The 13,065-nt window shown below is 42.4% G+C and carries 22 protein-coding genes; 20 read left to right on the plus strand and 2 right to left on the minus strand.

Translation table 11 applies throughout. From position 1 onward, the window contains the following. The 4 genes from CWB66_RS15410 to CWB66_RS15425 all read left to right on the plus strand — a co-directional run. The coding region (locus CWB66_RS15410; RefSeq protein ID WP_171037516.1) for a transposase at positions 1-424 on the plus strand (424 nt) is incomplete at its 5' end. Between the two features lie 217 nt (positions 425-641). Then, entirely contained in the window at positions 642-1,238 is a 597-nt protein-coding gene (locus CWB66_RS15415; RefSeq protein ID WP_138586038.1) for a hypothetical protein, read from the plus strand. Between the two features lie 225 nt (positions 1,239-1,463). Continuing rightward, positions 1,464-1,781, plus strand: coding sequence for a hypothetical protein (locus tag CWB66_RS15420; protein WP_502705298.1), 318 nt, complete (start codon positions 1,464-1,466; stop codon positions 1,779-1,781). Continuing rightward, a complete protein-coding gene (locus CWB66_RS15425) occupies positions 1,778-2,062 on the plus strand; it encodes a hypothetical protein (RefSeq protein ID WP_138586040.1) in 285 nt (94 codons plus the stop codon). The genes CWB66_RS15420 and CWB66_RS15425 overlap by 4 nt, the downstream gene beginning before the upstream one ends. An 89-nt stretch (positions 2,063-2,151) precedes the next feature. On the opposite strand, the gene CWB66_RS15430 is transcribed toward CWB66_RS15425, so the two are convergent. Next, positions 2,152-2,472, minus strand: coding sequence for a DUF3653 domain-containing protein (locus tag CWB66_RS15430; RefSeq protein WP_138586041.1), 321 nt, complete (start codon positions 2,470-2,472; stop codon positions 2,152-2,154). A 402-nt stretch (positions 2,473-2,874) separates the two neighbouring features. Further along, positions 2,875-3,153, minus strand: a complete 279-nt coding sequence (locus CWB66_RS15435; RefSeq protein WP_138586042.1) for a hypothetical protein — start codon at positions 3,151-3,153, stop codon at positions 2,875-2,877. A 251-nt stretch (positions 3,154-3,404) separates the two neighbouring features. On the opposite strand from CWB66_RS15435, the gene CWB66_RS15440 reads away from it, so the two are divergent. The 16 genes from CWB66_RS15440 (at position 3,405) to CWB66_RS15505 (ending at position 12,831) form a co-directional block, all read left to right on the plus strand. After that, positions 3,405-3,650: a hypothetical protein gene (locus CWB66_RS15440; protein ID WP_138586043.1), complete on the plus strand. Its 246-nt coding sequence runs from the start codon at positions 3,405-3,407 to the stop codon at positions 3,648-3,650. 865 nt (positions 3,651-4,515) lie between these two features. Next, entirely contained in the window at positions 4,516-4,749 is a 234-nt protein-coding gene (locus tag CWB66_RS15445; RefSeq protein WP_138586044.1) for a hypothetical protein, read from the plus strand. Beyond that, positions 4,733-5,353 (plus strand): hypothetical protein, encoded by a 621-nt coding sequence (locus CWB66_RS15450; protein ID WP_138586045.1) that lies wholly within the window; start codon positions 4,733-4,735, stop codon positions 5,351-5,353. Before CWB66_RS15445 ends, CWB66_RS15450 begins: the two co-directional genes overlap by 17 nt. Positions 5,354-5,366: 13 nt before the next feature. Continuing rightward, on the plus strand, positions 5,367-5,822 hold the full coding sequence (locus tag CWB66_RS15455) for a hypothetical protein (RefSeq protein ID WP_138586046.1): 456 nt from the start codon (positions 5,367-5,369) through the stop codon (positions 5,820-5,822). Positions 5,823-5,916: 94 nt separating this feature from the next. Further along, a complete protein-coding gene (locus CWB66_RS15460) occupies positions 5,917-6,393 on the plus strand; it encodes a hypothetical protein (RefSeq protein WP_138586047.1) in 477 nt (158 codons plus the stop codon). A 312-nt stretch (positions 6,394-6,705) separates the two neighbouring features. Then, on the plus strand, positions 6,706-7,515 hold the full coding sequence (locus tag CWB66_RS15465) for a HEPN domain-containing protein (protein ID WP_138586048.1): 810 nt from the start codon (positions 6,706-6,708) through the stop codon (positions 7,513-7,515). A gap of 432 nt (positions 7,516-7,947) precedes the next feature. After that, positions 7,948-8,853 (plus strand): major capsid protein P2, encoded by a 906-nt coding sequence (locus tag CWB66_RS15470; RefSeq protein WP_252371770.1) that lies wholly within the window; start codon positions 7,948-7,950, stop codon positions 8,851-8,853. 9 nt (positions 8,854-8,862) lie between these two features. Continuing rightward, on the plus strand, positions 8,863-9,189 hold the full coding sequence (locus tag CWB66_RS15475; protein ID WP_138586049.1) for a hypothetical protein: 327 nt from the start codon (positions 8,863-8,865) through the stop codon (positions 9,187-9,189). Between the two features lie 8 nt (positions 9,190-9,197). Then, positions 9,198-9,347 (plus strand): hypothetical protein, encoded by a 150-nt coding sequence (locus tag CWB66_RS22285; RefSeq protein ID WP_171037517.1) that lies wholly within the window; start codon positions 9,198-9,200, stop codon positions 9,345-9,347. Beyond that, on the plus strand, positions 9,347-9,520 hold the full coding sequence (locus tag CWB66_RS22290) for a hypothetical protein (protein WP_171037518.1): 174 nt from the start codon (positions 9,347-9,349) through the stop codon (positions 9,518-9,520). The genes CWB66_RS22285 and CWB66_RS22290 overlap by 1 nt, the downstream gene beginning before the upstream one ends. Before the next feature lies 1 nt (position 9,521). After that, on the plus strand, positions 9,522-9,902 hold the full coding sequence (locus tag CWB66_RS15480; RefSeq protein ID WP_138586050.1) for a hypothetical protein: 381 nt from the start codon (positions 9,522-9,524) through the stop codon (positions 9,900-9,902). A 161-nt stretch (positions 9,903-10,063) separates the two neighbouring features. Continuing rightward, positions 10,064-10,921 (plus strand): hypothetical protein, encoded by an 858-nt coding sequence (locus CWB66_RS15485; protein WP_138586051.1) that lies wholly within the window; start codon positions 10,064-10,066, stop codon positions 10,919-10,921. A gap of 1 nt (position 10,922) precedes the next feature. Further along, positions 10,923-11,573 (plus strand): hypothetical protein, encoded by a 651-nt coding sequence (locus tag CWB66_RS15490; protein WP_138586052.1) that lies wholly within the window; start codon positions 10,923-10,925, stop codon positions 11,571-11,573. Further along, on the plus strand, positions 11,561-12,151 hold the full coding sequence (locus tag CWB66_RS15495; RefSeq protein WP_138586053.1) for a hypothetical protein: 591 nt from the start codon (positions 11,561-11,563) through the stop codon (positions 12,149-12,151). The genes CWB66_RS15490 and CWB66_RS15495 overlap by 13 nt, the downstream gene beginning before the upstream one ends. After that, positions 12,144-12,359, plus strand: coding sequence for a hypothetical protein (locus tag CWB66_RS15500; RefSeq protein WP_138586054.1), 216 nt, complete (start codon positions 12,144-12,146; stop codon positions 12,357-12,359). Before CWB66_RS15495 ends, CWB66_RS15500 begins: the two co-directional genes overlap by 8 nt. 37 nt (positions 12,360-12,396) lie before the next feature. Further along, positions 12,397-12,831 carry a hypothetical protein gene (locus CWB66_RS15505; RefSeq protein ID WP_138586055.1) on the plus strand — a complete coding sequence of 145 codons (435 nt, stop codon included), beginning with the start codon at positions 12,397-12,399 and terminating at the stop codon, positions 12,829-12,831. The last annotated feature ends 234 nt before the right edge of the window (positions 12,832-13,065 follow it).

The following is a 13,065-nucleotide window of genomic DNA, read 5'->3' on the forward strand; positions in this document are numbered from 1 at the left end:
AACCCAAGCATGCCGCTGCCCCGCAGGCAATGCCATGTGGCGAAGCGGTATAAATGTAAAAAGTCACAATCAGCAATACACGCGATTCTGCGGTTACTTAAAAGACTGTAAAACGTGCCCGCTACAGCAGCAATGCATGCGAAAACCACCGATAGAAAGAGGCCGACAAGTTCAGTTTATAAATAATGAATCACGTAAAAAGCTGAGCTACATCGACAAAATGAAGGTCAAAATAGACAGCCCGATGGGGCGACGACAGTATAGCAAACGACTCGGGTGTATAGAGCCAGTGTTCGGAAACATTACAGTGAATAAAGGGATGAATAAATTGACCTTACGGGGTCAAGCGAAAGTGAATGCGCAATGGCAATTGTATTGCCTTGTTCATAATATAGAAAAGCTGAGAAACACGATACATAAATAAAGGTAAGCCCTTATTACCTCAAATAAGCCACTCAAACACCTGCAATCCCTTCCAAAACGCCCATTAAAACAACACCAAGTCCTCTTTTTATATTTTTACGTGAAAGTCAGTTGACGATTGAATCAAAATAGGAACTCGGCTATGGTTAATGCATCAATAAAAATAAATTTAAAACGAGTTAATCTACAGGCTCGTTATATTTTAATCAGAGTGGTTTATGCCTGATATTGTAAATGAAGTAAAAGAGCAGTTTGCTAGAGTTTTGAAAAGTGATGATTGGGAACATTTGTTAGATGTTGCTGAATATCATTTTGAAGTTGCAGCTAAATTGAGAAGGAAAAATATACGGTATGGTAATAAGAAGTTGTTGCTTCGTAATTCAATGAAAAGGTTACATTTAGGGATCGGAGTTGAGCTTGCATTAAAGTCAGCTTATTTAAAAAAGGGTATATGCATTAACAAGCTCAATGATAAAGCTGGTGAGTTAGAGAAATCTCCAGTTCATTTATTATCAGATCTTGATGAAAACCACATAAACTCAAAAGACACATACACATTAAGTAGTTTAATTGATAAGTATGCACAAGTATTTAAGACTGAAGCTAATTTACCATTTATCAGAGGTTTAAAAATAGCTATGACTTTTAGAAATAAAGAGGGTCATACTTCCTTCCCTAATCACGAATTTAATGAGTCAAACTATGATGCAATATGTGCGGCTGTTTCTCACTTATACCAAGAAGCATTTGGGCAAAAGGTAAAATTTAAAATTTCAATGAAAGCAAGAGATAAAGGCGTGTTTAAAAAAATATAACAAGTATTTTCAAGTCGGACAATTAACAGCGGGCTGTTGTTGGTGCCTTACATATTTCAGCCTACTGTTAATGGCCGCTTAAAATGGCGTTAGAGCTAACCGTAATTCATAGGAGAGAGTATGGAGTTAATTTAAATCGACGATGTTAGAGAGCAAATCACTGAGTTAAAAAAATTAATTAGGGTTGTTGACCCAAGATCACATGCGACACTTGCTAGCGGTAATGTGAGGGAAGTTGACTTTAAGTTTTCTAGTGATATGAAATATGTAGAAGCCAGCAGCGAAGTAGGGCTTTCTTTTGCTACCAACATGAAAAAATTTAAAAAACTTATAAAGTCAAAAGCGAGATTCCATCCTGAAGTGGACATTTACGCAATTGATGAAACTATGTTGATGGTGGATGGATTAAGAATCGTACATGATCGTCTGGGACATGCTAGCCTGACAGTCACCAAAAGAACCAGTGTTCCCGAACTTATAAAGAAGCTGGAAATTGTGGCACGAAAACTGGAAAAAATTGGAAGAATGAGGGTTGCCCCATGAAAAATATACATCAGCCAATAAAAGATATAATGTCTTATTATGCGTCAAGCCTTGAAAACAAAAATGTTCTAGCAATTCTTGAAAAACAATCAATTGATTCTGAGCAAGAAGCTAAAGAGGTCATAACATTTTTAGATCTAATGAGTGATAAAATTGCAGAAGACTCTAAGGCTAATGTCGTTGTGTTACAACAACCAATCCACACCACCGATGCTGAAAAAATTTGTGATGTTCTAGAAGACTATATCGAAGAGTTAGGGTATGAGCACCTTATTGAGTAAAGCGCTAACAGAGTTTATTACTAACAGGCTGAAATAAAAGTGTTTAATCTCTTTATTTATATATAAAAGCCGCTTAAAGCGGCTTTTTTTTAAGCTCTTTTTTTATCCCCATACTTCAATACAATATCTTTGAGCGTGAATTGTTCACTCATTTTAATTAAATCATTACCTATGGCCTTTAGTGTATCACTGGCTTCAACCAATTCATGTAAGTGGTCAATTTTATGCTGTAGGGCGTTTACATGGCTCTCATTGTAGCGTGCTGCACGTTGTAAAAACTCTATTTTGTTTATGTAGTCAGGTTCGTAGCGTTTTCCGTGAGGTGTCCACAAATAACCATCACGGCAAATATAAAACCCATCCCAATTTTTATGAAAACTCATCCCGCCGTTTATTCGTTGTTCAAGCATTAGCACCGCACGTGGACAAGGTTTGTCTGTACTTATCCAACTTGTGATATCGCTTACTGATTTTTAAAGGGATCATCATAGATAAGGTGTTTTTATAAATAAATATGTAATTTTCCATTCTTTTTTTAGATTGCTATATTTATTTTTTACGATTTAACCGAACGCACAAGAGAAATAGAAAACATATAAAAACAAGGCTTAGGGGAGGTATTTTGACTGAACCTAAATACCGCCTAAATATCACCCAAATTCAGCGACAAAATGGCGGGAATCACCCGCATAAAACCCCCCCCACATCCCATTTAACATAATATAAATAGTAAGATTGGTAATCGGCGGTAGACCTTGCAAGCAAAGGGTGTCCCCAAGAGGGTGACGACGTTCTGGCGGGGGTAAAATCACTTAGGCGGCGCTTTTTCTCCATAATTTAGCTATTTCAGTTTTCCCCTTCTTTTCTGCCTTGTTAGCCTCAATTAAAGCTAGTGTTTTTAAGGGTTCAGGGTGATCTGCTATCAAAAGCAACTGTAAAGAGATATGTTCGGCAAATTCGCGCTCTCCTGTTCGTATATAGCTGAGCGTTTGTTTTGCTATACCTGTTAATTTCCAAACCATATAGTCAGAGTCAATATCAGCAACACTCTTAAACCAATCGAGTAGTTCTAGTGAAGTAGTTATTTTCATATGTTTTGTATCCGTCTTGGCATGTCGGTTATTTGATTATAGGCGTAGTCAACGAGTAATGCATTAGCACGCAGGCTGTTGACCATAACGCAATCTGCGTTATATAGTCCGTTCCGAAGCAGTCACCAGACTGTTTTGTATCTATGCTTGGCAGCAAGTGGCAGTTATCGCGCAATACAATAACTGCCACAACCTAGACCAAGTATGAACAAATAAAGCAAATTTACATGCCAAGCTTAGGGAATAAGACCATGAAAGAACACGTACACACACTGAATTTAAACACCGCGTTTAATGATATAACCTCTATTAATTTCACCCAAAAGATAGTCATTACAAGCGGCCTATGCGCTTATTTCGACTCGCTATCATTCAATGATGACTGTGAAATTATCGCCTGTGTTAAAGACCAAAAACCAAGTGCACACTTTCAAGTCCTACCCCAAAGCTATCAAACACTAAAAGCAGAGGCCAAAGCCCTAAACCTTATAAATTAACCAGCCTTGTGCTGGTTTTGTGTTTTTAGCTAAGGCCATTACGGTGGCTTTACCTAAAAATACACTCGTTAAATAACTGGTTTTGGGGTTCGTACGTAGATTGGATCAAAGTGTTTTTGTGGTCTACGTGCACCAAAATCGTGGGGGTTGAGTATCCCAATTGAGCTATCACGGGAACAATGCCGACAGCTCAACCTGTACGAAGCGATAACATTATTGGCTAGGATAAGCGCCCAATTGGGGTAATAGAAGGTTCGCAGCCTTTCGCACATAACCGTTAGGAACACGGCCAACGTTATGAGAATGAGCAGGGGCATAAGGGGGGCAGAGGTTGAAAGCTCTTTTAAGTCATTCTTGCGGGCCCGTTTACCTAAACGCACCGCCACCCGAAGTAAGGCTTACCACAGCGCACTAAAATAGCGTGCTCTGGTAAGCCCCTCAATGCGATTTCGGATGTAGCGCCTCTATTGTAATTAGCCTAAGTACCGATTCAGTTCGGTTAATCTTATCGCGGTTTACAAGGGGCTTGCTGCATCCGAAGCGTAGCGAGGGGCAGCAAGTAGAGACAGTTCCCAGCCCTTTAAGGGCGCGCATCATAAATCAGAGAAAAGCCCCGCAGGGGCCAACATTATTCTGGGGTGCAACGTGTCTTTGTTGCGCCCCATACAACCCGAGGAGTAAGTGAGGAGAAAAGCCCCGCAGGGGGTTTTGTCCACATATCCACGGCTGATTGTATTGTGTGTTAAGTGCGTCAGTAATACGCGTAGCGGATTCTGTCCACTTATCCACAAATTTCGTTTTTTACGCTTTGCCAAGCACTTAATAAACAGACTGATCATGTGATCAGATTTAAACAGGTGTTGAAATGTCCGATATTACGAATCAGATTAAACGTGTTGAAACAGCCGCTGAACTAACCAAACGCGCCAGTATGCTAGGCACTAAAACAGCCGCTATAAATTTGGGGGATGAAACGTTAGCACTCTTAAAAATGTTCGCGGTGCTTTGCGGCCAATTGGAAAAAGAAACAAAGCTAGCCCGTAAGGAACTAAGCGAGCTTAAGGGACTAATTGGGGGTAGTGATGAAATTACCGAATAAAACAGTACCCGCTCCAAATGGCGGCACGATCCCATTACGTACAAGCTTAAACCCTGTTATTGGTGTTTATAAACATCATTGTGGCTCAATTGCCAGTGTTCACAGACCCAAAGGGAAACGCAGAAAAACGGTTTACATGATGTGTGATGAATGCGGTACAGATCAATGCGGTGGTAAGCCGTATCAAGAAAAGATAGCACGTGAAATGCAACCAACAATCGAAGCGCTACTAAACGCGGAAATAGCGCCTAGCGACGTGGTTAACGTAGACCAGAAAGAAGATGCGCCGGCTGTCGAACCGAAAGCCGAACACGCTAACCTTATAGGCTTAAATGACCATGAGCGTATAGCCGTTGATAAGCCCGATACGGTTAAGCCGCTGGATACCGCAGAACTAGCGGTATCCAGCCAAACGCAAACCGACCCGTTAACCATAAGTCAAGCCGAAAAAGCAGCAGTATCTAACCCGATAGAAACCGCTAAACCAGCGGTTCAAACCGTTACGAACCCAATAAACCCCGAGCAAGTACCTCCCGAAAAAGCCAAACGCGTGGGTATATTTGCCCTTATTGGCGCGGGTCTTGGTGTATTACTCGCTATTTAATCTAAGGTAAATTATGAACGCTACAAACGAAATCGAAGAACTTACGCAACTGGCTGATGCTATCGCCGATGAATCAACCCGTGATGATGCCGTATTGGCCGAAGCGAACAGACTCGGTATTGACCTTGGCAAAAGTGAGGACTTCGACCCGCTTAAAAGTAATATTAAAGATGAAACGCCACCTACAAAAGAAGAGCAGGAAAAGCAGTTAATAAAAGAAATGCAAAGCGAAGAAGGCGCATTGTACATGGCAACGAGCATAGTGGGTGGGCTTGAAGGCGCATTTAAACTATTCGGCCATAAAAAGTTTGCCATTGGGGATTTAGAAAAAGCTGAATCGGCCAAAGCAATTGCGCCGGCAATTCAAAAATACAGCGGGTCGTTAGTGCCGCTGATGGGCAATTATGAAATAGAAGTAAAAGCAGCCTTTGCTGTAGGGATGCTGGCTTATGGCTCAGTAAGCCACTGATCAAGTGGTGTTTTGGGACTTATACGGCCAATACCAAAACGGTGAGTTTTTAGGGCGTACTGTCCGCACCTATACGACCTTGAAGGGCTTTTTAATGGCGGTTCACGCGGGGCGTAAGACAAAGCAAGGTTTTAAGATTGCGTTTACGCCTAATAACCCGCCGAAAGATAAAAGCAGTATTCGTAAATTGTTTTTAGAAGCGTGTGCGATTGTGTGGGGAATGGGGAACGGTAAGCACCCTAAAACCCTGCATTTCGTGGCTGAAGAAATTAACCGCGTTACGGTCTCGTCAGGGGATGAGGATTCTATTTATGGTGAGTTACTAGAAGCAGGCCGTAAGTTTAATATCATGGTGCATTCGGTAAGCCAACGACTCGCGCCGATACCTAACACCGTTATTTCTATGTCCGGTTATAAATGGATCGGGTGTCAAAACCTAGTGAGTGATGTTGAGCGCGTAGCCAAAGAACTGCAAGTTAAGGCAGCCGATATAATGGCCTTAAACAAGCTCGAATATTACTTTAAAGGTGAGGGGTTCGGGAACGTCAAAAAGGGTAAATTTCGTTTTTAGTTTTATTCTGGTCTTTGATTGTTGTAACAACTTTCAAAGACTAAGCTCCTTTAATTCTTTAATAATCAATTAATAGTGATAAAATATATTAAATAACTTATATATGGATATAGATCTATGAAAACAGATGTAAACTTTTTAATCGTTTTTGATAAGCAAAAATTACAATACTCTACAATTGATAAACTAAAATAATTAATTGGTTTAATTGATAATATAGAAATAAAAGAAAATGAAATTGAATATTTCCAAAGTCAATTTCCGTTTAGTATTAATGAAGAAAAAGCAGAGACCGCTGAACACGAAAAATTAATGATAATAGACCTTACTATTTGTTCGCCTAGTAATGAAAAAGATATTGAAAATTTTTCAAAGTTACTTAGAGAAATTAAAATTTTAGTTACTAATAACCAAGGTCATATCACTCCTGTTTTCGATGGAGTTTCAGCTTTTTATGCCGAAAAAGCTTATCCCTATATTCATTATATAGAAAATATAATGCGACAGTTATTTGCTAAATTTTTATTAATAAAGTTTGGGCCAAAATGGGTAGAAAGCATTCCTAAAGATGTAATATCTAAAGGTAAAGGCCAAACAACAAACCCTCTATACGATCTAGATTTCATTCAAATAAATGGGCTTTTCTTTAATGAATATGCAATTAAAGAAGCTGATTCAAATTTTTTAATTAGTTTAAAAAATAATAAACTTAAAGATAAAAATATTGAAGATTATATACCTCAGTCAAACTGGATTAGATACTTTCAGCCAATAGTAGAATGTGATGCTGCTTACCTGAAAAAAAGATGGGAAAAACTCTACTCGCAACGGAATAAAGTTGCCCATAATAAACTTTTTACTAAAGATGACTTCGACGAAGTAAAGATAATAACTTCAGAAATCAAAAAACACCTATTACCTGCAATAGCTAAAATTGTAAAAATTCAGATACCAGACACACCTATTCCAGCTACGGTAAAAGTAATTCCGAGTGAGCTTATGGACTTAAATTCTGGGACAACACACACTATTGCTAAGGAAGATAGTTCAAATGGGGCAGCAGGAATTGTATTACTTGGCTTACTTGGAGCTTTATTTGTAGCGGCTGCTTCTGATAACTAAATATAAATTGAACAGCTCAACTTTATCAAAACCGCTTAAATGCGGTTTTTTTTTGCCTAATTTAACCTAATAGGTTAACGCCACTTTCCCCCCATTGACCGATACGGTTTCCCTAGCGTTTACTAAAAGCCACTTAAGCAAACAACGAATAGACGGCGCAACGTGAACAAACAATTTATTTATGGCACAGGCGCGGCAGTCACTGCGTTTGTAGCAGTAAAACTTATTAAGCATTTCTTATTTAACAGTAAAGGTAAAACACATGAAGCTAACGAAAAGTAATTACACGGTTATCGCCATTTGTACATTGATTGCGGTGGGTGTTGTTTGGGCATCGAATAACGTTGATCCAGTAGAAGACGCGATTGGTTAATTGGCGTTTGCCCGTTAACAGAGTAAGTAACATTTAACTAAACGCAGGAGCGTTAAAACATGAGTACACAAAATATAGCCGCGATGGTCAAACGTGCCTTTGGCAACATGCAACCGACTGTTATCCAACTCGCTGCACCGTCAGGTGTAACGTATGGCGAAGAATCGGTAATCGAATTACAAGCGGGGCTTGTCTATCACTCAATTGAGCTTGAAACGAATTTAAAGCACGTACCAACGATTGAAAAAATCACCATTGATATCAGTGGTAATCCCGTTGTGTATGCCTCAAATGAAATTTTGAATGTGCTTGATAAAGCGTACAAGAAGTTTCAAACCACGGGCCGCTTTGTTTTAGAGTTATCAAAATTTGGATACCGCACGGCGCAAGGCGCTTACAAAACGCAGCTAGTCACGGAAAAAGAAGACATCGTGACACTGATTGTCAAGTTTGCGGGCAAAGGTGAAAACGACCCTATTACGCCAACACTGCGCGCCAAAGCGTATGTAACGGATAAAAAGCCGACTGGCCGTATTATCGCACCGACCCGTTTTGAGCTTACGCAATTATCAGCGGCAGCGGGCGAACACACATGGGCCCCGCCAGCGTCAAACGGCTATGAAATGCACATTCAACGCATGGTGTTTAAAGAAGACAAAGTGAAAATCTCAGAAATTCGCGTGAAGCGCGGCAATCTGGTTATTCATCGCGTGATGCGCTCAGATCTTGATTTTGGTTTACAGCGCCATGCGGGTGTTGAGCTGCAAGACGGCTATTGCATTTTAGACTTTACCGTATTGGGTTTTGGTGCTGAGGGCGCAATGAATGCCCAAGACTTAAATTTTGAGTTCGTTGTTGATGGACCAGGTGCAATCAAAACCTACATCGACGGGTTTAAGCAAGTTAAAGCCGCGCCAACGCAAGATGAAATTATCCAACTATCACTAGCTAGCTTACAAGGCTAAGGGGGCTGTATGGAGTGGTTTGATACAGATTCACTGTTTGATTCCGTTGGTAACATCTGGGATGCGGCCACTGACTATGTGGGCGAGCAATACGACAGCTATCAGGAGTATCAAAAGACGGTTGCGAGTGAGTCACAAAAAGACGTTGCTAAATTACGCGATAACGAGCCGTTAAAAGGCGCAACCATCACGGGTGCGCCAGCGACAACAGGCACAACAGGCGCGGTTACACAGCACGGTGCACCGGTTATGAGCAATCAGCTAATCGCCGGCGTTGATAACAAAATGTTGGCCGTGGGTGCGGTGGTTGTGCTTCTTTTCGTGTTTAAACGCTAGGGGGTGCTATGCCATTACTCTTTGTCTTTTTTGGGGGTGCGGGGTTGGGGTTCGCAGGCGGTGCGTGGTCATCTGATTTACTCAGCAACGTTACAAAACTAACGTTAGTCGCGGGTGCGGGCTATGTCGGCTACCAAGTATATAAAGGCGGTCAATAATGGGCGGCGCGGGATACAGCGCCAGTGGGGGCGCAAGCAGTGCAAAGAATGGCGACCAGTCATTTGGCGCATCAACCACGTTCGGTGGGCTTAACTACGGCGGTACGGGTGTTAACCCGTGGCTGTTGTTTGGTTTAGCGGGCTTAGCCCTCGTCTTTATTATGAAAAAATAACATGACGCCGATTAACTTTGAGCAGGTGAAAGACCGATTAGCGCCGGCGATGAAAGGCGGCGCGGGTCAAATCAAGCGCGAAATAAAGCGCGGCGTAGCAATGTGCTATCAAACCAGTAACGGCAAGGTGTTTGCCATTGTTCGCCCTGAGGGGCAAGAGCTGGTGTTTGTGGCCGTTGCGGGAGCAGGGCTTGCTCACGTCGCCCATGAGTTTGTGTTTTTCGCAAAAATGAAAGGCTTTAAATCGATTCGCTATCACACCAAGAACCCGCACTTTTTAGCCAAAGGGGTGAATGCGCTGTCGGTTAAGCCGCAACTTATCGAAGTGCGTAACGCCATGTTTGGCAATAACGAATACATCTACAGGATAAAAATACAATGAAACCATTAACAGCAAAAGGGGCATACAAAATGCGACGTCGTGCGATTCATCGCGCTATGCGTGGTGCAACGAATCGCGCCCGCCATGATGCCCGCCATGATGCCCGCCGTGACGCTATCGGCGGCAATGTTGCCACGCGACTAATTCGCTAAGGGGGCATCATGGGCGGTAAGTCTAGAGCAAGTCAATCAACGAGTAATCAACAAACCACGAATAACATTGTTAATGATGGTGATTATGCAGGGGTGGGCGGAAATGTTACACATGACGAGTCGTCAAATGATAACAGTGTCGATAACTCTCAGGAATGGGACATTAACATTGATAATTCACAAGAATGGGATGTTGATAATTCACAAGAATGGGAAATTGACATTGATAACAGCGTTAAAAACGATGGCGAGTTTGCAGGCAACAGCGGCAATATAAACGTGCTCGATGGCGGCGCAATTGGGGACGCGTTCGGGTTTGGTGAAAAGGCACTTAATGTCAATGAAGCGGTGAGTAAAGCCGCCATAGAAGCGGCCAAAGACTCAGCCCGTGCAGCAGCAGAAGCCGCCGCCGAGGCATCTATTCGTGCTGCAGAAGAATCGGCACGCGTTGCCTCTGATGCAATCAAAGAAAACGGCCGTGTACTTGACGCATCGCTTGATTTCGCAGGGGACTCAGTCACACGCTTAAGTGATACCGCCAACAACGCGGTTAATGAAGTGGGTGATTTTGGCCGCGCAACAATATCGAACTTTAGCGAGTTTAGTTTAGACGCCGTGAGTGAGCTGTCAGACAGTTTACGCAATGCAACACAAACGCAGTTAAACAACTCAACGCAAACCGTGGCGCAGATAGCTAAGTCCGCAACAGATGACAAAGCGATTATTTCGGAGCTGGCAAAAAACACCGCCCTGCAGGGGCAAGATATTGTCGCAGAGCAAGCGGGCCAAATGATTAAGTATATGGCCATAGCGCTGGGTGTTATCGGTATTGCGGTTGTAATTACATCAATGACGCGGAGTAAATAAAGTGCCTAAAGTCACATTACAAGCAAAACAAGAATTATCGCGCCCGATGGGGGCGCGGTGGCTCTCTATCGTCAATTCCACCGCCGCGTTTAAAATCGACGGGGAATTTGGGAGCTTAGTCGGTGAGGTTGGCCGTGTGCTTGACCTTGATGGGTTTAAGCAAGTGACGTTTAAAAACGACACAGACGAGGCCATTGATTTTGAATATGAAATTTCAAACATCAAAGTGTATGCCGTCGGTAAAGGGGTTGTATCGGTATCTAATGCGATAGAAGTCAGTCGTATACGTGAATCAATCAAAGTCGATGCAAACGCAACGGTTGAAAACGGCAAAATGGCGATGCTCCCGAGCAACCATTTTGAAGCGCTTGCGGTAAGCAAAACACATTTACCTGCAGGTAAAACACTCGCGGTATTCCCTGCACGACTCGCTGAAAATCGACGCGCTATTATTCAAGTCATTACAGACTCGGATAACTTCACGCCTGTTCGTATCGCCAACAGCGAAGAGAACACAGCAACCGGCGTTTATCTATCGGGCAATAAAAACGCCCCTGCATCGTTTGAGTTTGAGACACAAACAGCGGTGTTTGTTAAAAATGACAGTGATGAAGACATAACGTTAGCAGGAGGTGAGCAATGGCGGGCATAAACAATCAAGCAAACTTAAAGCCGCTCATAGACGAACAAACATCAAAAATTGATGTTGATAATTACTGGCGCTTTAAGAACATTGAAAACAAAGTCGCTGAGTCGCAACAAGTCATTGAAGCGGGGCAAGCACAAGCGTCTACCGATGTAGAGCTGAAATTAACGAACCTAGCAATAACGTTTGCACAGGCGATGTTAAACACTCAAACCGCCGTGAATGAATCAGTTAATAGCACCGCACACGCCACAGAAAACGCAATTATCAGTAAGCTTATTGCGTTAACAAACGCGTTAAGTGTCAAAGTAGATGCGCTCCCGACATCGCCTATCAAATCCATTCAGCGCGGAAATATACGCGGCGCTGGCACGGTTAGCGTCGGGAACATCGATATCGCTAAAAGCGTCTTGAATATTTCGTGCTCTAGCGGTAAAGGGACATATTCAGGTGATGATAAACAGTGGTCTATTGTCGGCGGTGGCTACATAAAATCAATCAATAAAATCGTCATACAAGCCCCGTTTTCGTACAACAATAACTTTCCGCCGGCTGTTTACTGGGAGCTAATCGAATATGTTTAATTTAATTACCTTATCAAATACCGAGGATAAAACCACGGTTGCCAGTATTCGTATGGTGGGGGAATCCGTCGCACTGGGTGAACACGATATTAAAATCACCGAGTACCGTGCTGATTTAGTGGGCTGTGTCGTGATAAACAATGACGTTATCAACGACAGCGGCGAGGTTTTATATACGTTAAAAGAGGCACACGGTGCACAAGGTTAATCTACTTGTCACCCTCTGCTCAATGGGATTTATTTATATGTTAGTTAAAAAACAGAACAACACACCTATGAACGTACGCTACAACAACCCGTTAAACATACGCACGGGCAATGATTGGGAAGGTGAGCGAGAGCACGCTATTGATAAAGGGTATGAGGAATTTTTAACGCCGGCGTTTGGGTTTCGTGCTGCGTATAAATTATTGATGACATACAAAAATAAGTACAACGCATACACGCTTGAGACTATTTTAAATCGTTGGGCCCCCGCAAGCGGCGAGCATAACGGCCAAACGTACGTTAACCACACGCAAAACTACATTAAGTACGTGGGGCAACGATTAGGTATTGCCCCTAATGATGCGATACCCGAACACCTCTACCCCGAACTGATGCTCGCCATGTCAGATTTTGAAGGGGCAAAAGGGGCGTTTAACCTTCACCAAGCACGTGAGGGAGTCGCATTAGCATGATAAACAAAACATGGTTAATCACAGCGGTAGCAGGGGCATTAATAGGGGCCTTTGCGGTGTGTCAAGTTAAAAAGCACACCAAAGGGATTTTAGACGATGACTAAAGCAAACCCTTTTTTTAGTTGGCTGGGTGGCATCTTTGCCCCCCTCACCACGTACATAGAATATCGCGGTAAAATCAAAAAGGCCGAGCATGACAGAGAGCTGGCCGTAATCACGGGGCAAACAAAACTT

It is taken from the genome of Pseudoalteromonas sp. S558, from assembly GCF_005886635.1.
Classification (GTDB): domain Bacteria; phylum Pseudomonadota; class Gammaproteobacteria; order Enterobacterales; family Alteromonadaceae; genus Pseudoalteromonas; species Pseudoalteromonas aliena.